This is a genomic window from uncultured Roseibium sp., from assembly GCF_947499295.1.
Taxonomy (GTDB): domain Bacteria; phylum Pseudomonadota; class Alphaproteobacteria; order Rhizobiales; family Stappiaceae; genus Roseibium.
Genome location: NZ_CANMNP010000001.1, coordinates 422,028 through 442,529, shown reverse-complemented (window position 1 = coordinate 442,529; position 20,502 = coordinate 422,028). Strand labels below are relative to the sequence as shown.

Genomic DNA, 20,502 nt, shown 5'->3' with positions numbered 1-20,502 from the left:
AATTGACACAAAATAAGCAGAAAAACAATCTCATTAGGTGAAGAAACCAAACCTTGATGGGTCGTATGATCTGAGAAATCGGATTCGGAGCACATAATGACCCAAACAAGCGATTCGGCGCTCGATTGCTTCAAGAACGAACTCAAGGGTGACGACCTCATGGATCGGCTTCGGGCAGGTCTGATTGGCGAAGGGACAACCATTGCAGGCCCGTTCGGCGAACGGGAAATGATCTATGCCGACTATGTCGCGTCCGGGCGCGCTTTGCGTCAGATCGAGGATTTCGTCCTTGAAGAGATACTGCCGGTCTACGCCAATTCTCATACAGAAGCGTCGTATTGTGGCAGCGCCATGACACGTATGCGTGGTGCAGCACGCTCTGAAATCGCGAGGATTTGCGGCGCGAATGAACAGTATGCCACCGTTTTTTGCGGTTCGGGTGCAACGGCCGGTTTGAACAGGCTGGTCCATCTTCTCGGCGTGTCAGCTGCGGTCCAAGAAGGTCATCGTCCGCTGGTCGTCATCGGCCCCTATGAACATCACTCAGACATTTTACCTTGGCGCGAAAGCGGAGCTGAGGTGGTCGAGGTTTCTGAAGCTGAAGATGGCGGTCCGGACCTCCATGAGCTGGAAACCTTGCTGAAAAACGCGGGATCGGACCGGTTGATCGTCGGTGCCTTTTCAATGATGTCAAATGTCACCGGTATTGTGACCGATAGCGACGCGGTCACACGTGTCCTAAAGAAATACGGCGCGCTCAGTGTCTGGGACTGCGCAGGTTCAGGACCGTACCTTCCGATCGACGTCAAAGCCGGGCAGGAAACGCAGATAGACGCCGTGGTGGTTTCACCGCATAAATTCATTGGTGGCCCCGCAGCCTCTGGTGTGATGATCGTGCGCAAGGCTGCAGTCTCGCTGGGCACGCCTGTTTTTCCAGGTGGTGGTACGGTTCGTTTCGTATCTCCCTGGCAACACGATTACTGCGAGGAAATTGCAGTCCGCGAAGAAGCCGGAACGCCCAATGTGGTGGGAGACATTCGTGCAGCGCTTGCCTTTCTCGTCAAAGAGGCAATCGGGCAGAGCTGCATGGATGAGCGCAATGCGGTGGCGCGCGCGAAAGCGCTTTCGGCCTGGCAGCACAATCCGGCGATTGAAATTCTGGGAAATCCGAACGCGAGGCACACGCTTCCAATTTTTTCCTTCCGCATCAGGGATACCGAACGTGGTGGCTATATCCACCAGCAACTGATTACAAGGATGCTGTCTGATCTTTACGGTATTCAGGCACGTGGAGGCTGCGCCTGTGCCGGACCTTATGCCCACCGCCTCTTGGGCATAGACAGGGACGAGTCGGAAATGCTGAGAGCAGGTATTCTGTCCGGTGAAGAACTTAAAAAGCCGGGCTGGACAAGACTCAACTTTTCCGTGCTGATGAGTGACGAAAAGACTGACGCAATCATCGCAGCAGTTGAGGAACTGGCACTCAATCCTTACCCGGCCGCTGACTCTTATAACTGTGACACGACCACCGCGCGCTTCAACGCTGTGCGGGACGCCGCTTAAAGGAGACCATATGTGTCGCTGGGCCGCTTGGAGTGGAGCTCCCAAATATCTGGAGGAAGTGATTTGCGACCCGCAGCATTCCCTCATCGATCAAAGCCGGAATGCGCTTTCTTGTAAGACGGCGGTCAATGCGGACGGGTTCGGAGTCGCCTGGTATGGTGACCGTGAAACGCCATGTCTCTATAAGGACGTGCGCCCGGCCTGGTCGGATCCGAACCTTCTTCAGATCGCCCGTCACGTTCGCTCCGGACACTTTCTGGCCCATGTGCGCGCGTCGACAGGCACGGCGACCACGCGCGACAATTGCCATCCCTACACCTTTGAGCGCTGGACGTTCATGCACAATGGCCAGGTCGGCGGATACGACACCGTGAGGCGGCGTCTGGACAACATGATCCCCGATGACCTTTACCGCCACAGGGCAGGGGGCACTGACAGCGAAAGCCTGTTTCTGATCGCTTTGGCCTATGGTTTGAAATTGCACCCTCGAGCCGCAATGGCGCGAACAGTGAGCGAAGCTGAAGCGGTTTCCAAATATGCCGGAACCGCTCCGCATATGCGGTTTGCATCCGCCTGGTCGAACGGCGAAACACTCTATGCGGCACGCTATGCATCGGATCGATTTGCCCCGACCCTTTTTTACCGAAAATTCTCGGACGGGGTCATGGTTGTTTCCGAACCACTTGATGAAGCACCAAACTGCTGGGTTGAAGTTCAGCAGGGACACATGATCGAAGTGAAAAATGGAACAGTCACCGAGATGGCGTTCGTGAGCGACGAGGAACTCGCCGAAGTCGCCGCCGGTTAGCTTTCAATCCAATGCCAGGCGATTTCAATTTCATTTCTGTCGAAATGTTTTTCTTCGATCCCGACCAGCTTGGCAAAGGTCGCATCAACGGCAACTAGGGTTGCAAGCAGTTTGCTATCCGTCACGATGGCGATTTTGTTGAGATGTGCCAAGTGAGTGAGCATCCATTTGATGTCGGCAGCAACTGCCTCAAACGAGGTGCCGACGTGATCACCAAGGGTGACAAGTATGTTGATCTTGTCATGTATCTCGATCAGTTCTTCGGCCTTGGCGATCAGCTCTTTTTCTTGAGCGATGTCTATTTTTCCGGATATCTCGACACCCAGGACAGGGCCCAGGCTGCGGGGCAGGATTGAATACATGTCTTTTTTCTCCGGATGTGAGGGTCAATCGATCCTTTCACATGAGCTTAAGGGGCCACAATCCAGTTGTCCAAGCCCCAGAAATGCTTGGGTTCGCTCGCGAAGACTTCCTGTCCTGCAAAGTCCATTCAGGTATCGGATGCCGGTTTTTGCAGATCTTCCATTATCTGGCGTGTGCCTTTATCCACCAAATCTCGAATTTGCCGGGTGAGCGGAGAAAAATCCGTGCGGTCACGACCGTACGTCAGATTGAATTCATAAAAGATCACGTCTCCCGGGGGCATCAGGAGATGCTGAAGCATGGTCTCCAGCTTGTCGAATGCCTTTGCCAATTGTGCCTCGGTGGTCATTGCTGCCGCATATTCCGACCAAAGCGCCATCAAATGGTCGCGCACGTCTTCCGGTAGCGGCGCACAGAGCGTTTCAAAGTCGCGCCGCTCCCGCTCCTGTCTATCGTCATCCTGCCTTTGGGACGGGGCTGGCACGTCCCCGGAAATAGCTTCGCCCAGGTCATGGATGAGGCAGAGTTTAAGCAGTCTTTGAAAATCGATCCCTTCAAGCTCTCGCTCGAAAATCAGTATCATGAGTGCGAGCCGCCAGGTGTGTTCCGCTGTGCTTTCAGGTCGTTTCTCTCGCGTGGTGCCTGACCGCAACGTGTCTTTCAATTGCTCTGCGGCCTGGAGAAATGACAGAAGACCCGACAGTCGGTCGGTATCCATCCGGGCAAGACTTGAATTTGTGTTGGCTGTGTTGGTTCGATCGGTCATACCCACAGTTTAGCGCTGTACACCGGTCCCAACGAGAGCCTGAATAATTTATGCAGCTCTGGCCGTTTCTTCTCTGACAAGCCGCGCGAAACTGCCGTCTGACAACTGAAGTCTAGAAATCCGGATCTGGCTTTCCGGAATGGACATTTCCGGAAATACGGCAGCTTCGGTCCAATAGATGATGTCATCGTTGCGCGGTTCGAACCAGCCAAGGTCGGCCAGCTGGTGCTCAACATCGCGAATTTCATCTGTCGCAAAGCGCCAGAGCGGACGGTGGAGAAACTCCGAGACGGGCGCGCGCCATTCCCGCTCCCGTGCAGGCGACATGGCCAGAAGCCGGTGGGTGAGATCGCAGACAAGGTGGACCGGGTCGCTCGACCGGGACACCAAATGCAGAAGCGCATTGTCGGCCGCGCTGTCCGCTCGAGCGCGCAGAAGCGTTGTAATCCTGAGGCAGTCTTTGTGGTTTGGGTGCGATTTACCGCTTTCCCATCGTGAAATTCGGCTTTGAGAAACACCCAGCTCGTGTGCCAGAACGTCTTGTTTGATGCGGTTCAGCACTCGCCAACGACGCAGCGACAAACCCAAGCTGGAAGGAATAACGGCCGGAACGTTTTTCATGCGGCAAAGGTTACAGGCTATCGGCCAGAAAAGGGAGGCCTACTTGCCTTTGTTCTGGTCCCGGTATGCACGGCTGGATACTTGAACGGAGTTTCCATCCGGATCTTTGGCGTTTGAATATGAATAGCCGTCAGCCTTGTGAACGGGACCGAACTTCAACCCCTTCTTGTTGGCCTCTTTGCGAAAGGCCTGCACGTCTTCGACATCGAAGACAAGTTTGACGGACGCCTGGCCGAGCTTTTGAGCCTTACCGGCCCGGTGAAGCAGCAAGTGCGCTCCCCCATTTTCCGGCACGAGTTCGGTCAATCGGTCCGTTGGAGTTCTCACAACCTTGAAGCCGAAAAAGAATGAATAAAAGCATGCACTGATATCGACGTCGCGCGCATAGAGGATGATACGGTTGAGGCTGGCGCCAACTGTGGTTTGGGTGTGTTGCATTGAACCGGGGTCAAGCTCACTCATTTTCTGAGTTCGCCCTGCGTAAAAGCGATCGAAGGGTCTGACGAATGCTCGACATTGTCGCCTGGCACCGTAACCCAGGCATGTTTTCGGTGCTCGTAAACCGAAAAGCGAGGTGACGGAAACTCGGGATCTGCAAATGCGCCCACCGGAATTGCGATGACGCCGGGCCAGCCTTCAATCACGAACGCAAGTGTGGAACCACATTTGGGGCAGAACCGGTAAGTCGCCACATGCTCACTGTCACATTCCCGCTGCCATTCGGAGTAGTCTCCCGCAAGTAACACTCTATCGTCAGGCCAGCGGGCCTGAACAGCGAACACGCTGCCAGTTCTTTTCTGGCATTCGAGGCAATGGCAAGCCGAGATGCGCACCGGATCACCCTCGCATTCGGCGCGCAATTGCCCGCATCGGCAGGTCGCAGTTCGTGTCGCCATCAAGTGCCTCCAATTTAGTTTGCCGTTCACAAAAGCACCGGCAGGGGAGGCATTCAATATGGTTTTTTTCGAAGAGACCTATCGATATTTTTCAATAAAGGCATCTATTGCCAGCTTTCGGAAATCCGGCAAGCGCTGCTTCAGCGTTTCATGGTTCCAGTCCCACCAGGCAATTTCCATCAGAGCGTCGGCCTGGGTCTCCGAAAAACGTTGTTTAATCGGTTTTGCGGCGACGCCGCCTACCACCGTGTAAGGGGGCACATCCTTGGCGACTACGGCACCCGCCGCAATGATGGCACCGGTGCCAACATGAACGCCGGCCAGAACCGTGGCATTGTGACCGATCCAAACATCATGCCCGATGGTGACCCAGTCGTTCTTTCGCCATTCAAAGAATTCGGCATCGTCCTCGCCAAGTCCGTAAGCTGCCGCGCGATAAGTGAAGTGATGTTGTGAAGCACGCCAGGTCGCATGATTGCCGGGATTGATGCGCACGCGGCGTGCAATGGAGCAAAACTTGCCAATAGTAGTCCAGACGACATCTCCTTCTTGAACGATGTAGGAGTAGTCATTCATTTGGCTTTCGCGCATTTCTGTCCGCGCCCCAACTTCCGTCCATATGCCAAGTTCGCAATTGGTGACATTCGCTTCGGGATGAACGTTCGGGGCCTCGTTCAGGGACTGTTTCTGGGTGGGAGCGGACATTTTATCTCCATCGGCTCAAGGGTGGTTGAGGACCCGGTTTAGTCTTTGCGCAACAGGTCTTGGTGACGGTTTGATGACATTGCCATGACCCTTTTTGTTTTCCTGCTGGCCGATTTTCAAAACTGGACTGATGTTTGCTCAGGGATTTTTCGCTCCGAGCAAACGGTTTCCCCAAAAAGCAGTCACTCTCCGCCAGCGCTGGCCAAAGCACGAAGGGATTGAGCCTATTACGGGTTTTCAGGGAGTTGCGTGTGATTGAGCGTTGATCGATCATGTATGTCATTGATCTGTCATAAATCTTTGACGTTACAGTCAAACAGCTGTCATCCCTTTGTAATGATCCAGTGGCTCTTGTGCGCCGGGCACCACAGGACAAAACCAACAGGGTCGGCGCGTGATTCAGTTTCAGGAAGTTACCAAGACCTTCGGGTCTCGGACCGCTGTCAACAAGGTCAGCTTTAATATCGATGAGCCGCAAATGGTCGGCATCATTGGTCGCTCCGGTGCGGGGAAATCGACCTTGCTTCGCATGATAAACCGGCTGACCCCGGCAACGTCCGGCCATATTCTGTTTGACGGCCGCGACATCCTTGGCCTTCGGGGCGGCATGATGCGCCGTTGGCAGCGTGATTGCGCCATGGTGTTTCAGCAGTTCAATCTGGTTCCGCGTCTTGATGTCTGCACCAATGTAATGCTGGGCCGCCTTAACGGGCACGGCACTTTGAAAAGCCTGTTCAATGTTTTCAGCGCGAGCGATGTGAATACTGCGCTTGCGGCCCTGGACCGTCTGGGCATCGCCCAGGAGGCGACCAAACGGGCTGAAGAACTGTCCGGTGGTCAGCAGCAGCGCGTCGCCATCGCCAGAGCGCTCATGCAAGACCCGTACATGTTTCTGGCTGATGAGCCGATTGCCTCGCTTGATCCCATGAACGCCAAGATTGTCATGGATGCGCTGCGTGAAATCCATGAACGCGACAACAAGATCGTCCTCTGCAATCTGCACACGCTCGACACAGCACGCACCTATTGCGACCGGGTGATCGGTATGCGTGACGGTTTCATTGTGTTCGACGGCAAGCCGGAAGAGCTCACCACGACCGTTGCACGCGAAATCTACGGCGCGGATGAAAGTTTCAACGAGGCAGCGACCTCCACTGCCATCGATGCCGGTAAAGCCGGCGACAAAGAATCCGCTGGAGCGATGACCCCGGCGGCAGCAGCGGTCTGAACCGGCTGCACACCCTTAAACGTCATCAAGATCGAGAACTCTCGGGGAGTGTCCCACATGAAAATCGTTGCTAAAGTTGCTGCGCTTGCTGCAGTCAGCATGATCGCTCTGAATGCATCTGTCGCAGGTGCTGAAGAAATCACCGAATTCCGCATCGGCATCCTGGGTGGCGAAAACGCCTCTGACCGTCTGCGCGCCTATGAGTGTCTGGAGCAGAAAACCGCCGACCTTCTCGGTGTTCCGGTCAAGCTTTTCGCTCCAGCCGACTATAATGGAGTGATCGAAGGTCTGCTTGGAGGCAATCTCGACCTGGCCTGGCTCGGTGCCTCCAGCTATGCAAAGGTTTACCTGACTGATCCGGAAGCTGTTGATCCGGTTCTCATCAAAGTCAATGTCGACGGCGGCTACGGCTACTATTCGATCGGATTTGCCCGCAACGACAGCGAAATCAATTCGCTCGAAGACATGAAGGGCAAGGTTTTCGGCTTTGGTGATCCGAACTCCACTTCCGGTTATTTGATCCCTTCCATCGCCATTCCGCAGGAAGGCTATCCGATGAAGGCTGGCGAATACTTTGGTGACGTCGTCTTTACGGGTGGCCATGAGCAGACCATCGTTGCTGTTTCCAACGGTGACATCGATGCCGGTGTGACCTGGGCTGACGGCCTCGGTGAGTGGGAAGACGGTTACAACTCCGGCGCTCTGCGCAAGGCTTCCGATGCCGGTCTGGTCGACATGACCGAACTGCGTCAGATCTGGCAGTCCCCGGTGATCCCGGAAGGCCCGATCGTTCTGTCCAAGAAACTGCCGGAAGACGTCAAGATCAAGATGACCGGTCTGATCGCGTCCCTGAACTCTATCGACCCGGATTGCGCTTACAACATCGCTGCCGGTGAGACCAAGGGTTTCATGCCGATCACACACGAAGCTTACGTGAACATTGTTGAAGCTCGTAAGGCCAAGAACAAGAACTAAGCGGTTCTTCTGAACCCGAACGCGGGCCGGTTTCCGGCCTGCGTTTTCTATGACTTCCTCGAAGGATCTTGAAATGGCTGTTGCCGCACTCGAACAGGAAATCCTGACACTGCGCAAACGACGCCAGCTTTACTCCCTGATCGGGCTGCTGCTGGTCGTTGCCGTACTGATGTCCGGATACTCTAAATCGAACGAGATGAATTCCGGCGGCTTCTTGCAGGGCCTGACAAAATTCTTCGATTATCCGGGCGAGATCGTTCTTGAGGCATGGGAAGCCGGACCGGCCTTTTTCGGGCTGATCGTGCATTTCGTTCCCGCAATGCTGGAAACGCTCAATATCGCGGCTGTTGCCACTCTGATTGGCGGCGCCATGGCCGTGGTTCTGGCGATGACCTCGACACGCAATGTCGACAGCTGGGGACCGCTCATACCCGTGGTGCGCCGCATGATGGACATCATGCGCGCCTTTCCAGAACTCATTATCGCGCTCTTTCTGATTTTTGTGCTTGGTTCCAGTCCGGTGCCTGCCATGATTGCTGTCGCCTTCCACACGGCAGGTGCGCTCGGCAAGCTGTTCTCGGAAGTGAATGACAATATTGACCGCAAGCCCATCGAAGGGCTGTCGGCTTGCGGCGCAAGTTGGCTTCAACGCATTCGATTTGCTGTCCTGCCGCAAGTCGCACCGAATTATCTCAGCTATTTCCTGTTGCGTCTTGAAATCAATGTGCGTGCATCGGCAATTCTGGGTTTTGTCGGTGCAGGTGGCATCGGACAGGAGTTACGCCGGACAATCGGCTGGGGTAAGGGAGCGGGCGACGAGACAGCAGCCATTTTCGTTCTGCTCTTTTTCACGATCATGATGATTGACCAACTGTCCTCTTACCTTCGCGGCAAGCTTGTCGGCGCAGGCCGGGCGCACTGAGGAGGTTGAAGATGGCTTACGACACGTTCAACGAACCGTTTTTTGATCGCAACACGGTGTTTCAGAATGTCCGCCGAAGGGCATGGATTACAGTCGCCGCTCCTGTCGTCGTCTGTCTTTACCTCGTTTACACTTGGTTTGCGTTCGGTGTCCCGCAACTGTTGTCGAAGGCTCAGCCCGAGCGGGCGGCAATCCTGGCGACTGACTCGGTGGCCTACAAAGTTCACGTCACCAAGCTGCTTCGCCGTGACATCATGGAAGTCTCGATAGAAGGTGAACGACGCGCAACGTATGAAATCAACCAGCTACCCGATTGGGTCGAGGTTGAAGGGACAAATGCTTTCGTTGATTTGGGCGAGGGCTATTCGGTCGCTATCACCGGCAAGGTGATGGAATTTGACGTCCCGGACTATGGCGTTATCAAGGTCACTGCCACCAACAGCGGTGTCAACACCGAGCTACCGTCCGGCCCCGTGCCTGAGTGGCTCAGGGACAATCCGAAAAAGTTCGACGCCCGACCAACCCTCGACCGGCGTGTGCAGGTGACTCGAACCAAGATTGAGGTGCACAATTATTTCGGTGGCTGGGAGAATTTTTGGTTCCCGTTCACATCGGAACTGCATGGCATGCCGTTCAGTCAGCTCTGGGCAATCGCCCTGTCGAACGAGCGTCTCGATCCTTCTCAGTCCAACATGTCGTACATCATGCACGAATTCCTGGACAATCCGGACTGGCAGCATGGTGAAGTGTTTATAGCTCTTTTTGAAACCATCATGATGGCGGTGCTCGGCACCTTGACGGCAGCTTTTTTCGGCTTGCCGCTGGCCTTTCTGGCTGCCCGGAATTTCACGCCCTCCAAGATCCTTCGTTTCGGTACTCGCCGGCTGTTCGACTTCCTGCGAGGTATCGACATGCTGATCTGGTCGCTGATCTTTATTCGCGCTTTTGGCCTTGGTCCACTCACAGGTGCTTTGGCTATTGCGTTTACCGACACCGGCTCTCTTGGAAAGCTTTTCTCAGAAGCGCTTGAGAATATCGACAACAAGCAGGTGGAAGGCGTGCGCGCGACAGGCGCTAGTCAGTTACAGCGCTACCGGTTTGGGGTGATCCCGCAGATCCTGCCGGTTTTCGTTTCACAGGTCCTTTATTACCTGGAATCGAACACCCGTTCGGCAACGGTCATCGGGGCTCTTGGGGCAGGCGGCATCGGGTTGATGCTCGTTGAGACAATGAAAACGTCACGAGACTGGGAAAATACAAGCTATATCATCATTTTGACCATAGTCGTTGTGATCATCATGGACCAGACATCGAGCTGGCTCCGGCGAAAACTGATCGAAGGAAAATAGTCGGACGCCGGCACAGAAGAACGACAAGTCGGCCAACTGATGGCGTTGTATGCCCTGATTTTGCTTGAAAACTGTTGTTCGCATCTTTTTGCCGCATTTCCGTTGCGCTACCGTGTCAGCGTTCCCTTAAGGAATCAGAGCTGGCGGAGCGGGCGATGCAGCAAGGTTTTTGGAAGACTTGGACAAGCGCGGCTGTTGGGGCCGGAATACTCGTGACGGGCATGACCGTCTCTGCACATGCGATCGAGAGCTGTGTCGCATCCTTGAAAAAGCAGGCTGTTTCAGCTGGCGTTAAACCGGAAATTGCCGAACGTATGCTCTCCGGCGCCAATTACGACGAGAAAGTCATTCGTTTCTCCACGTCACAGCCGGAATACAAGACCGAGATCTGGGACTATATGGCGTTTCTGGTGGACGCCAAGCGGATTGACGACGGAAAGAAAAACCTCAAGAAACACCGCAATACTTTGTCCGCCATTGAGAAAAAATATGGCGTCAACCGTCATGTGGTGCTCGCCGTCTGGGGCATCGAAAGCGACTATGGCCAGTTCAGAGGAGATTTTTATACTCCCCATGCCTTGGCGACACTGGCGTGCGCGGGCAAACGCCGTCAAAAGTATTTCCGTGGTGAGCTGATCAAGACCCTGCAGATCGCGTCTCGCGGGGACGTGCCGATCAACGATTTCAGGGGGTCCTGGGCAGGTGCATTCGGCCAGACACAGTTTATGCCGAGCACATACAACAGCCTGGCTGTGGACTTTGATGGGGATGGCCGCAAGGATCTCGTGAACTCCGTGCCGGACGCATTGGCGTCGACTGCGAATTTCTTGAAGAACGCCGGTTGGCGCGACAGCCGCCCGTGGGGCATTGAAGTGAAGGTGCCGAGCAGCTATTCCGGTCCTTCGGGCCGTAAAAAATATGCGTCTCTGGCAACTTGGAACAAACGCGGTTTAACAAGGATTGATGGTGGCAAACTGTCCGGCAAGCTGGAGGCAGCTCTTATCCGGCCAGCGGGTGCCAAAGGGCCTGGCTTCCTCGTCACAAGGAACTTTCGTGCACTGCGATCTTATAACGCGTCAACGTCATACGGCATGGCGATTGCCCTGCTATCGGAACTCGTTGCTGGTGGTGACCCGTTCAAGACACCTTGGCCGACAAACAATCCGGGATTGTCGAGGGCGCAGCGGCTGGAGCTTCAGAAGCTCTTGAACAAAAACGGCTTTAATGTAGGTGAGGCAGACGGAAAAGTCGGTCCGGCCACCCGCGAAGGCATCCGCAAAGCCGAAGCTAAATACGGTATGCCTGTCACTGGTCGTCCGTCCTGGAACGTCTATTACGCACTTGGCGGGCGCTAGATCGAGGCGTTTGTTCAGCGCTAAAACGAATTGCCTTGTTGCGCTGCAGTATTTTGCAACGCAATATTGAGCCGGAAACTTGGAGGTTCGCCATGTCCGGTCGGATATTGACAGTTGCGCAACAAAAAGGCGGCTCGGGAAAAACCACACTGGCAGCTCACCTGGCCGTTGCTCTGGCAAAACAATCTGGTGAGCCGGTTGCAATTCTGGATGTGGATCCGCAGGGAACTCTTGGAACTTGGTATGAAGCCCGGGAGGAATCTTATGGCGAGAATGAGACCGGTCTGGAGTTTCGCACTGCTTCCGGGTGGGGCGCGCGCCGGGAGGCAAGGTCTCTGGCAAGATCGCATGGCTATGTCATCATCGATACACCTCCGAAAACAGACACGGACGCAAAGCCGGCCATAGACGCCGCTGATTTTGTTATTGTTCCGATACAGCCAACGCCGGTGGACCTGTGGGCGACATCACAGACGATTGAACTGGCAGCCAGAGAAGACACACCGGCACTGCTTGTGCTCAACAGAGTGCCGCCACGAGCTTCGCTGACAGGCGAGATGGCCGAGGCGATTGCAGAATCAGGTTACGACACACTGAGTGCCCGTCTGGGAAACCGGACGGTTTTTGCATCGGCCATGGGCCGGGGGTGTGCCGTAACTGAAGATGCGCCGAGCAGCAAAGCGGCACAAGAAGTTGCTTCATTGATTGAGGAACTCGTGAACAGGATCGGCTGACGCAGGCCTTGTCAGTCTTCACTCTTCAAAAATTTGCCTTGTCCTTGTCACGTTCCGGTGCCTTGATAGAGAAAATTATAGGCCCCGGAGGATTGGCCATGTCTATTTTTTCGCTTGTTTTTAAACATAAACTTCTGAAATCAAACAAAGATACTGCCCGCATCCGAACAGCTGTTTTGGCAACGCTTCTGCTCTTTGGCGGATTGCAGCCGGACGCAGCAAGTGCCCAGGACAAACGCATCGTCACAATCGATGATGCCGACTTCTTCGGCAGCGATTACCGAACGGTCAAAGACGTCGATCTGGACGGATGCAAATCGGCTTGTCTGCAGGACAACCAGTGCCGGGCCTTTACATTCAACACCTCTGCAGGCTGGTGTTTCCTCAAGACAGATTTCGGTGAACTCCAGAGTTTTTCAGGTGCGATCGCCGGGCGTGTGGTGGCGGTGCAGGCACCGCGAGCCGATATGAGTGCCGATCGTCGGGCGGAACTGAATTTCGTGCCGCAATCTCAACTCGAGAGCGCAAAAACCTATTCGCTGCAGATTGAAAATTCGGTCCGTGGCAATGGCCAGAGCGCTGACGTGAATCGTCGCAACGGACTTGCTGCGCTGAACAACCGAAATGGCGCGTTGGCGGAAAGCGATTTCCTTCAATTGCTTTTGCTGGAGCCGGGTGACTACGAGGGCTGGACCAGCCTGACGACGGCACTTTTGCTGCAGAACCCGGAAGATTGGCAAACAAAGGAAACCAAACAGAAGAACGCCATCTCGGCAGCGATCAATGCGTATCTGCGCTCTGTCAGCACCAATGAAAGGGCGTTCTCGCTCGACATCTTAGGCAGAACATTTGAGCGCCGCAACGAATTCAAAACAGCAATCAAGGCCCTTCGTGCGTCCTTGGCGCTCGAAGAAAACGCTAATCTGCGCCGCCGCTATGATGACCTGATTGCCAAACATGGTTTCCGGATTGTCGATCACGTGGTTGATTCCGACAGCGTGTCACCCAGGATCTGCCTCGTCTTTTCACAAAAGCTGGCTCTCGGCGAAGACATGAGCCCTTATGTCAGCGTCATCGGCGAGGGGACTGCTTCGATTGAAGCAAACGACAATCAGATCTGTGCCGACGGCTTGAAGCACGGTGCAAGATACAAGATTACGGCTCGTAGCGGATTGCCTGCCGCTGACGGAGAAAAACTGGAAAGATCCGCAGATCTATCCGTTTATGTGAAAGACCGGTCGCCGTCGGTCAATTTCCTCAGCCGCTCCTACGTCCTGCCTGCTGGCGGCAACCCGACGATCCCGATCATTTCGGTCAATACTGCGGAGGTTGAGGCGTCAGTTTACCGGGTCGGGAACAGGACGATCGCGGACATTCTGAGAGACAACAAGTTTTTGCGCCAGCTCGATTCCTATCAAGCCGAGCAGATTGAAGACGAGCTGGGTGAAAAAGTCTGGACCGGAATTGTCGAGACTGAAAACGAACTGAATGTCGATATTACGACTGCCATTCCTCTTTCGGAGACCGGAATTGAACTGGAGCCGGGTGTCTACGCAATGACAGCCCGCTCGAAATTGGATCTTCAAAACCGCTGGAGTGCTCTGGCCACACAGTGGTTTCTGGTATCCGATCTCGGGTTGACGGCTTTAAGTGGCGAAAATGGTGTGGCCGCAAATATCCGTTCCTTGACCACGGCTGCCGCGCTTGAAGGCGTCAAGGTGCGCCTGCTCGCCGTCAACAACGAAATCCTGGGTGAGGTGGTCACCAACGCCGACGGGTTTGCTGAATTTGAAGCGGGATTGACCCGCGGACGCGGGGGGCTGGCACCCGGTGTTCTGGTCGCGGAGACCGACGAAGGGGATTATTCTTTCCTTGATTTACGCAAACCGGCTTTCGATTTGTCGGACCGCGGCGTTGAAGGTCGGCCTGCGCCAGGGCCATTGGACGTTTTCGCCTGGACAGAACGCGGCATCTACAAAGCCGGTGAAACCGTCCATGCGCAGGCGCTCTTGCGCAATTCCAAAGCCGTCGCTCAGGAAGAATTCCCACTTACCTTTGTCTTCAACCGTCCGGACGGTGTCGAGCATGCTCGCTTTACTGTCAATGACAGCGGATTGGGCGGGCACCTTCAAGACCTGACTTTGAGTGCTTCGGCCCAGCAGGGCATCTGGTCTTGGGAGGTTTTTTCCGACCCCAAGGCAAGCGCACTGAGCCAGGAGACCTTCCTGGTTGAGGACTACCAGCCCGAAAGGGTCGATTTCGACCTTTCGACTTCGGCAACAGCCTTCAGTCGTACCGAACCGACGGCTGTCTCGCTTGATGCCAAATTCCTCTATGGCTCACCGGCAAGTGGTCAGACGCTGGAAGGCGATGTCATTGTCAAACCGACACGATCACTCAAGGCTTTCCCCGGGTATCGTTTTGGTTTGGAAGACAGCGAGGTTTACACGCAACGCCGCAGCCTTCCCTCGGGCCTTAAGACCGACGCTGACGGAAAGCTTTCCTTTGATGTGACGCTTCCGGAGTTGGCGGATACCACGCAGTTGTATGACGGCCAACTGGTCGCCAGACTGGTGGAGGCCGGTGGTCGCTATGTGGAGCGCGATCTTGAATTGTCCGTCGCGCTCGATGGACCGCGCATTGGAATCAAGCCCGCCTTCGATGGCGGTGTCGATGAAGGCGGACCTGCGGACTTCACAGTCATCGTGGTCAATGGCGATGGCGCGGAACAAAGCGCGGAAGGTCTCACCTGGACGCTTTCGAAAGTAGATCGTCGATACCAGTGGTACCGTGTTGACGGTCGGTGGAATTATGAGCCGATCACCACGACACGGCGTGTGTCCAGCGGTTATCTTGACGTCCTGGCCGGACAGCCGGCACGGTTGTCGCTCCCGGTTGAGTGGGGTGAGTACAGTCTCGACATCCAGGGCGGTGGTGATTTGCAAACCTCAAGCTCTGTAACGTTCGATGCTGGTTGGTACACAGCAGATGCGACTTCGGAGACACCAGACTATCTGGATGTCGGCCTCGACAAGAGTTCTTACAGGCCCGGCGACACCGCAAAGCTCAGGCTGAAGCCTCAAACGTCAGGGATTGCCGTCATTAATGTGGTTTCCGGCGGGCTTGTATCCAGCCGATCGATTGAAGTCGACGCGGCTGAAACGGAAGTCGAGATACCTGTCAGCGATGACTGGGGTGCTGGCGCCTATGTCACGGCAAGTCTCTATAGGCCCATGGACCTCGATCAGAACCGGATGCCTTCGCGTTCAATGGGCCTGTCCTGGCTGAAAGTCGATCCAGGTGCGCGCGCAATTGATGTAGAGCTTTCAGCGCCCGATAGGATCCTGCCGGAAACGACGTTGGATGTACCGATCAAACTGGCCAATCTTCAGGCAGGTACGCAAGCTTATGTCACTGTCGCGGCGGTGGATGTCGGTATTTTGAACCTGACTGCATTCGAGACGCCGGATCCGGAAAAATGGTATTTCGGCCAACGTCGTCTCGGCACGGATATCAGAGATCTTTATGGTCAGCTTATTGACCGGACTGCCGGCACGCTTGGCCGGGTGAGGTCGGGCGGCGATGCCATGGCCCTGCGCCTGGATGCGCCGCCGCCTGATGATGAACCGGTTGCTTTGTTTTCCGGTCTGGTTGAAGTTGGCGCGGACGGTGAAGTCACTGTTTCGTTCGATGTGCCGGCATTCAACGGTGCCCTCAAACTCATGGCGGTTGCCTGGAGCAAGGACGGCGTTGGCCACGCGGACCAGGAAGTTGAGGTCCGCTCACCGGTCGTGATGACTGCAAGCGCACCGGCATTCCTTGCACCCGGCGATCAATCGCGTCTCGCACTTGAAATTGACAATGTCGACGGCGTGTCCGGCTCCTATGAACTGGACGTTTCCGTTGCCGATGGATTGGCACTTGAAGGCGGCACTGACCGTCAGACACGCACCATTGATCTTGAAACCGGCAAGAAGACACTTTCGCTTCTGCCTGTGTCTGCCGGGTCATCCCCCATCAGATCGGAAATTGTCGCCTCGCTTACGGGGCCCGACGGCAAGGTATATGTCAAACGCCTCGGTCTGGACGTGAAGGATACTCAGCCTGAAGTGGTTCGCAGATCATCGTTTCAGCTGGCGTCCGGTGGCAGTTTGACACTCAGCCCGGACACGTTTGACGGTTTGCGCGCTGACACGGTCGATGTCACGCTGAGTGCCGGCGGCGCTGCAAGCATTGATATTGCAGGATTGCTGGCGGCGCTCGATCGGTATCCCTATGGCTGTACCGAACAGACGACAAGCCGCGCATTGCCCTTGCTCTATCTGAGTGAAGTGGCGGAAGCGGCCGGCCTTGGTGGTGACAGTGCCATCCGGGAACGTGTCGTGAAGGCGATAGCCGCAGTTTTGGCCAACCAATCCGCATCCGGTGATTTCGGGCTTTGGAACAGCTATGGCGACGGCGATACCTGGCTGGATGCCTATGTCACAGATTTCCTGACGCGCGCAAAAGAGAAAGGCTACCGGGTTCCTGATCTTGCCTTCACGACCTCGCTCGACAATCTGGAGAACCAGTTGGCATATGCTTCCGATTTCCAGGACGGCGGCGAGGGCATTGCTTATTCGCTCTATGTCCTGGCGCGGAACGGACGGGCTTCCATGGGCGACCTTCGCTATTACCTCGATGCGAAGCTGCAAAGCTTCGCCACGCCGCTTGCCAAGGCTCAGGTGGCCGCAAGCCTTGCCCTCTATGGTGAGCAGGAACGGGCTGCGACGGGTTTTCTTGCCGCGATCTCGGCACTTCCGCGCGAGAAGAAGCAGACTTACCGGTCCGACTACGGGTCAATCCTGCGTGACAGTGCAGGTGTCACCGACTACGTGGTCTCGGCCTCGATGGGAGAAAAACTGAAGGAAGATGCATTGGCTGCGCTGAAATCAGCGCAGGCACGAACGGGTGGACGCTCGACCCAGGATATGGCCTGGCTGCTGCTTGCAGCCCAGGCATTGAACCAGTCGGCTGAAGAGGCCCGGATATCCGTTGATGGAAATGAAACGCCCGGCCGATTGGCATGGTCGTTTGCGGGCGACGCCATTTCCAACACTCCCGTCAATGTTACTAACAACGGTGCCGATGAAACAGATCTGCTTGTCTCGGTTGCAGGACAGCCTCTGACGCCGGAACCTGCAGGAGGCACGGACTACGCGGTCGAACGGAAGATCTATGATCTCGACGGCAATGAGATCGATACTTCAGCTGTCCCCGTAAACACCCGTGTTGCCGTCGTCGTCACAGTTCGTGCGCTGACTGATCAGCCGGGCCGGTTGATGGTGGTTGACAGGTTGCCTGCGGGACTGGCGATCGACAATCCCAGACTTGTCCGTTCAGGCGATCTCGGTGGCCTGTCTTTCCTTTCGATGATTGATCGGCCGGAGCACAGTGCTTTTTATAGTGACAGGTTCGAAGTTGCGATCGACCAGACACGGCAAAATGGTCAGGAAATGAGTTTTGCCTATCTGGCGCGCGCGGCAACGCCGGGTGAATTTGCTCACCCGCCGGCGTCCGTTGAGGATATGTACCGGCCGGATCGCCGAGCGGTCACGGCAACAGGCCGCTTCACCGTTCTGGGCCCAACAAGGTGACAAAGTCATTGGCGGCAGGGCGATAGGAACATGCCTGGCTTGCTTAACGTTCGCCATCGACAAACCTGGCGCAAAGCCGGGCAGCGGTTTGTTGCTGCCAGCATCGGTGTTGCGTCACTCGCGATGTGCGGGATTTTGAAAGTCCAGGCCGACTATCGAGCCTTGCCGCCATTGCCGGCAGTGGGTGACCTGCCGCTTTCTGTTGTCGTGCTGGACAGGCAGGACAGGCTTCTGAGGGCCTTTACCAGCCTTGATGACAAATGGCGGCTACCGGTCGAACTTGAAAACCTCGACCCGCTTTACATCAAGATGCTGCTCGCATTCGAAGACCAGCGCTTCCACCGGCACAACGGGATCGACGTCAGGGCTCTGTTGCGCTCGGTACTTGCAAGCTTGCGCCAGGGGCAAATTGTTTCCGGTGGCTCCACTTTGACGATGCAGGTTGCCAGGTTGCTGGACGAAAGACCGACACGGTCGCTGAAGCGCAAATACGAGCAGTTTTTGAAAGCAGTGCAGCTCGAGCAGGCCTATTCAAAAGAAGACATCCTGCACTTTTACGCGCTCAGGGCTCCGTTCGGTGGCAACCTTGAGGGGGTGCGGGCTGCAAGCCTGACATGGTTTGGCAAGGAACCTAAGCGGTTGACGCCGGCGCAGGCCGCCCTGCTGGTCGCTCTCCCGCAAAGCCCTGAAGCCCGGCGTCCGGACCGCTTTGCTGAAAATGCAATGAAAGCCCGCAACAGAGTGTTGAGGCGAGCGCTTGAGGCAGGCGTCCTAACCAGGGACGAAACGGTGTCGGCGATGGCCGAGCCTGTTCGCGCCAGGCGATACGACATGCCGTTTCTGGCCCCTCACGAGAGCAGGGAAGCACGATCCGGCAATCCGGCCCGGTCCGAGCACAATCTGACCCTGGACAGAGATCTTCAGGCTGCACTTGAAAAACTGGCACGCCGAAAGGTGACGGCATTACCGGCGCCAATTTCGGCGTCGATTATTGTCGCAGATCATCAAAGTGGCGAGATCGTCGCCCGGATCGGTGCTCCGGATATGCTCAACGGCGGGCGTCTCGGGCACGTGGATATGACACGAGCTGTCCGCTCACCAGGCTCGACCCTCAAGCCCTTTATTTACGGACTCGCATTTGAAGAAGGCATCGGATTGCCTCAAAGCCTTATCGTGGACCGGGCAATCGATATCAGCGGCTATCAGCCGACAAACTTCGATCAGGCCTATCAAGGCACCGTCACATTGCGTGAAGCATTACAGCTGTCGCTCAATACTCCGGCCGTTCAGTTGCTCGAGGCGGTCGGTCCGGCACGGTTGATCGCGCGTTTGAAACGTGCAGGTGTTCGTCCTGTGCTGAAGAGGGATGTTGCCCCAGGTCTTGCGATCAGTCTGGGTGGGGTTGGCATCACTCTGAAGGACCTGGCCCAGGCTTATGCAGCGTTGGCAAGGGGAGGAGTTCCCATTGAACTCACGACCTGCCGAACAGATTGCAAGGCTGAAAGCAGTGTTCAGGGAACACAGAGGTTCCTGTCCGGGAAAGCATCCTGGATGGTCAGCGATATTTTGACAGGTCTTCCTCAGACACAAAGCGCCGAGACTTCTCACATCGCCTATAAGACCGGGACGGCTTACGGATACCGGGATGCCTGGGCGGCAGGATTTGACGGTCGTTATGTTGTGGCCGTTTGGGTTGGTCGACCGGATGGCACGCCGGTGCCTGGTCAAACCGGCGCTTCAGCGGCGGTCCCTATCTTGTTTGAGGTCTTTCAGAAGCTGGGGCCTGATAGAGTTCCGATGCGAGATGCCCCGGCAGACGTCGCCCGGCTAGCGCAACGCGAAGTGCCCGTGCCTTTGCGGTATGCGCGATTGCCAGATTCTCAACACCGCGATTCTAGAAACCAAGGTCTTCGCATCGCCTTTCCGCCGGACGGCGCGGAGCTGGACCTGGGCTTAACCAGGAACGGGGTGCCAAGTTTGCAGGTTCAGCCTTTGGTGGTGAAGCTGAAAGGGGGCAAGGCACCTTATTCGGTCTTGATCAATGGACGGCCATTGCCGGAAAAAATGCGTCGCCAACAGCTGGTCTGGCAACCGGATGGACCAGGCTTTACCGAGGTGACCGTTCTGGACAGATCAGGTCACAGTGACAAGGTGACGGTTCTGCTTCGATAGCCGCTGGTGTCACGCGCAACTTATGAACCCGTTCGATCCGAGGACTGCGCGGCTTTCTGATTCTGAGACAGCCAATTGTGTTGCTGCGTGAATCGCTCTGGCTCTGTTCGTGTGGTTCCCGTGGGTGACGATGGCCTGTTTGAAGCGGATTCGATTCCCCGCATTGACCGAAAATCCCGAAACCACCTTAGAAGCCTTGCTCATTGAAAACCCATTTTAGGGGCGGAACCGCGCCTATTTCCTAACAGTTCCTAAATTTCACCACCGATTTTGTGACATTCGCGCAACACCGGTTTTTGAAAACAGGCTCAGAGGGTTGGGGGAACCGCATTCTGTGTTGAACCGCGATGCTGGATGCGTATGGTCACATTTGCGAGCGGCTTCGCGCCGCACTGGTTTGCACACCTCG

The 20,502-nt window shown here is 55.7% G+C and carries 16 protein-coding genes; 10 read left to right on the top strand and 6 right to left on the bottom strand.

The features are described 5' to 3' along the window. Positions 1-96 precede the first annotated feature (96 nt). Positions 97-1,563 (top strand): aminotransferase class V-fold PLP-dependent enzyme, encoded by a 1,467-nt coding sequence (locus tag Q0835_RS02060; protein ID WP_298958104.1) that lies wholly within the window; start codon positions 97-99, stop codon positions 1,561-1,563. Between the two features lie 10 nt (positions 1,564-1,573). Then, positions 1,574-2,371, top strand: coding sequence for a class II glutamine amidotransferase (locus tag Q0835_RS02055; protein WP_298816314.1), 798 nt, complete (start codon positions 1,574-1,576; stop codon positions 2,369-2,371). Here the strand turns inward: Q0835_RS02055 and Q0835_RS02050 are convergent. From Q0835_RS02050 to Q0835_RS02025, 6 genes are all read right to left on the bottom strand, one after another. Beyond that, entirely contained in the window at positions 2,368-2,733 is a 366-nt protein-coding gene (locus tag Q0835_RS02050; protein ID WP_298816316.1) for an STAS/SEC14 domain-containing protein, read from the bottom strand. The genes Q0835_RS02055 and Q0835_RS02050 overlap by 4 nt on opposite strands. Before the next feature lie 128 nt (positions 2,734-2,861). Beyond that, entirely contained in the window at positions 2,862-3,500 is a 639-nt protein-coding gene (locus tag Q0835_RS02045) for an HD family hydrolase (protein ID WP_298958102.1), read from the bottom strand. Positions 3,501-3,548: 48 nt separating this feature from the next. Beyond that, positions 3,549-4,121 (bottom strand): helix-turn-helix transcriptional regulator, encoded by a 573-nt coding sequence (locus Q0835_RS02040; RefSeq protein WP_298816320.1) that lies wholly within the window; start codon positions 4,119-4,121, stop codon positions 3,549-3,551. 39 nt (positions 4,122-4,160) lie between these two features. Next, positions 4,161-4,583: a VOC family protein gene (locus Q0835_RS02035; protein ID WP_298816322.1), complete on the bottom strand. Its 423-nt coding sequence runs from the start codon at positions 4,581-4,583 to the stop codon at positions 4,161-4,163. Continuing rightward, the gene (locus Q0835_RS02030) at positions 4,580-5,017 is read right to left on the bottom strand and encodes a GFA family protein (protein WP_298958101.1); all 438 of its coding nucleotides are present in this window, start codon (positions 5,015-5,017) and stop codon (positions 4,580-4,582) included. Before Q0835_RS02030 ends, Q0835_RS02035 begins: the two co-directional genes overlap by 4 nt. A 78-nt stretch (positions 5,018-5,095) precedes the next feature. Further along, a complete protein-coding gene (locus tag Q0835_RS02025) occupies positions 5,096-5,722 on the bottom strand; it encodes a DapH/DapD/GlmU-related protein (RefSeq protein WP_298958099.1) in 627 nt (208 codons plus the stop codon). Positions 5,723-6,116: 394 nt separating this feature from the next. On the opposite strand from Q0835_RS02025, the gene phnC reads away from it, so the two are divergent. From phnC to pbpC, 8 genes are all read left to right on the top strand, one after another. Then, a complete protein-coding gene (gene phnC, locus Q0835_RS02020; RefSeq protein WP_298816328.1) occupies positions 6,117-6,950 on the top strand; it encodes a phosphonate ABC transporter ATP-binding protein in 834 nt (277 codons plus the stop codon). 57 nt (positions 6,951-7,007) lie between these two features. After that, on the top strand, positions 7,008-7,925 hold the full coding sequence (phnD, locus tag Q0835_RS02015; RefSeq protein WP_298816330.1) for a phosphonate ABC transporter substrate-binding protein: 918 nt from the start codon (positions 7,008-7,010) through the stop codon (positions 7,923-7,925). A 73-nt stretch (positions 7,926-7,998) separates the two neighbouring features. Then, the gene (gene phnE / locus Q0835_RS02010) at positions 7,999-8,847 is read left to right on the top strand and encodes a phosphonate ABC transporter, permease protein PhnE (protein WP_298958097.1); all 849 of its coding nucleotides are present in this window, start codon (positions 7,999-8,001) and stop codon (positions 8,845-8,847) included. Positions 8,848-8,858: 11 nt separating this feature from the next. Further along, entirely contained in the window at positions 8,859-10,196 is a 1,338-nt protein-coding gene (gene phnE / locus Q0835_RS02005) for a phosphonate ABC transporter, permease protein PhnE (protein WP_298958095.1), read from the top strand. A gap of 221 nt (positions 10,197-10,417) precedes the next feature. Beyond that, the gene (locus Q0835_RS02000; RefSeq protein ID WP_298958601.1) at positions 10,418-11,551 is read left to right on the top strand and encodes a lytic murein transglycosylase; all 1,134 of its coding nucleotides are present in this window, start codon (positions 10,418-10,420) and stop codon (positions 11,549-11,551) included. A gap of 92 nt (positions 11,552-11,643) precedes the next feature. Next, complete coding sequence (gene parA / locus Q0835_RS01995) at positions 11,644-12,285, top strand: ParA family partition ATPase (protein WP_298958094.1); 642 nt, start codon at positions 11,644-11,646, stop codon at positions 12,283-12,285. A 98-nt stretch (positions 12,286-12,383) separates the two neighbouring features. Beyond that, complete coding sequence (locus Q0835_RS01990; RefSeq protein WP_298958092.1) at positions 12,384-17,921, top strand: alpha-2-macroglobulin family protein; 5,538 nt, start codon at positions 12,384-12,386, stop codon at positions 17,919-17,921. 30 nt (positions 17,922-17,951) lie between these two features. After that, positions 17,952-20,093: a penicillin-binding protein 1C gene (gene pbpC / locus Q0835_RS01985; RefSeq protein ID WP_298958090.1), complete on the top strand. Its 2,142-nt coding sequence runs from the start codon at positions 17,952-17,954 to the stop codon at positions 20,091-20,093. Positions 20,094-20,502 lie beyond the last annotated feature (409 nt).

Excerpts from the sequence above, each read along its gene's own strand:
- Q0835_RS02060 (WP_298958104.1), top strand. The coding sequence starts at position 97 with ATGACCCAAACAAGCGATTCGGCGCTCGATTGCTTCAAGAACGAACTC.
- Q0835_RS02055 (WP_298816314.1), top strand. The coding sequence starts at position 1,574 with ATGTGTCGCTGGGCCGCTTGGAGTGGAGCTCCCAAATATCTGGAGGAA.
- Q0835_RS02050 (WP_298816316.1), bottom strand. The coding sequence starts at position 2,733 with ATGTATTCAATCCTGCCCCGCAGCCTGGGCCCTGTCCTGGGTGTCGAG.
- Q0835_RS02045 (WP_298958102.1), bottom strand. The coding sequence starts at position 3,500 with ATGACCGATCGAACCAACACAGCCAACACAAATTCAAGTCTTGCCCGG.
- Q0835_RS02040 (WP_298816320.1), bottom strand. The coding sequence starts at position 4,121 with ATGAAAAACGTTCCGGCCGTTATTCCTTCCAGCTTGGGTTTGTCGCTG.
- Q0835_RS02035 (WP_298816322.1), bottom strand. The coding sequence starts at position 4,583 with ATGAGTGAGCTTGACCCCGGTTCAATGCAACACACCCAAACCACAGTT.
- Q0835_RS02030 (WP_298958101.1), bottom strand. The coding sequence starts at position 5,017 with ATGGCGACACGAACTGCGACCTGCCGATGCGGGCAATTGCGCGCCGAA.
- Q0835_RS02025 (WP_298958099.1), bottom strand. The coding sequence starts at position 5,722 with ATGTCCGCTCCCACCCAGAAACAGTCCCTGAACGAGGCCCCGAACGTT.
- phnD (WP_298816330.1), top strand. The coding sequence starts at position 7,008 with ATGAAAATCGTTGCTAAAGTTGCTGCGCTTGCTGCAGTCAGCATGATC.
- phnE (WP_298958097.1), top strand. The coding sequence starts at position 7,999 with ATGGCTGTTGCCGCACTCGAACAGGAAATCCTGACACTGCGCAAACGA.
- phnE (WP_298958095.1), top strand. The coding sequence starts at position 8,859 with ATGGCTTACGACACGTTCAACGAACCGTTTTTTGATCGCAACACGGTG.
- Q0835_RS02000 (WP_298958601.1), top strand. The coding sequence starts at position 10,418 with ATGACCGTCTCTGCACATGCGATCGAGAGCTGTGTCGCATCCTTGAAA.
- parA (WP_298958094.1), top strand. The coding sequence starts at position 11,644 with ATGTCCGGTCGGATATTGACAGTTGCGCAACAAAAAGGCGGCTCGGGA.
- Q0835_RS01990 (WP_298958092.1), top strand. The coding sequence starts at position 12,384 with ATGTCTATTTTTTCGCTTGTTTTTAAACATAAACTTCTGAAATCAAAC.
- pbpC (WP_298958090.1), top strand. The coding sequence starts at position 17,952 with ATGCCTGGCTTGCTTAACGTTCGCCATCGACAAACCTGGCGCAAAGCC.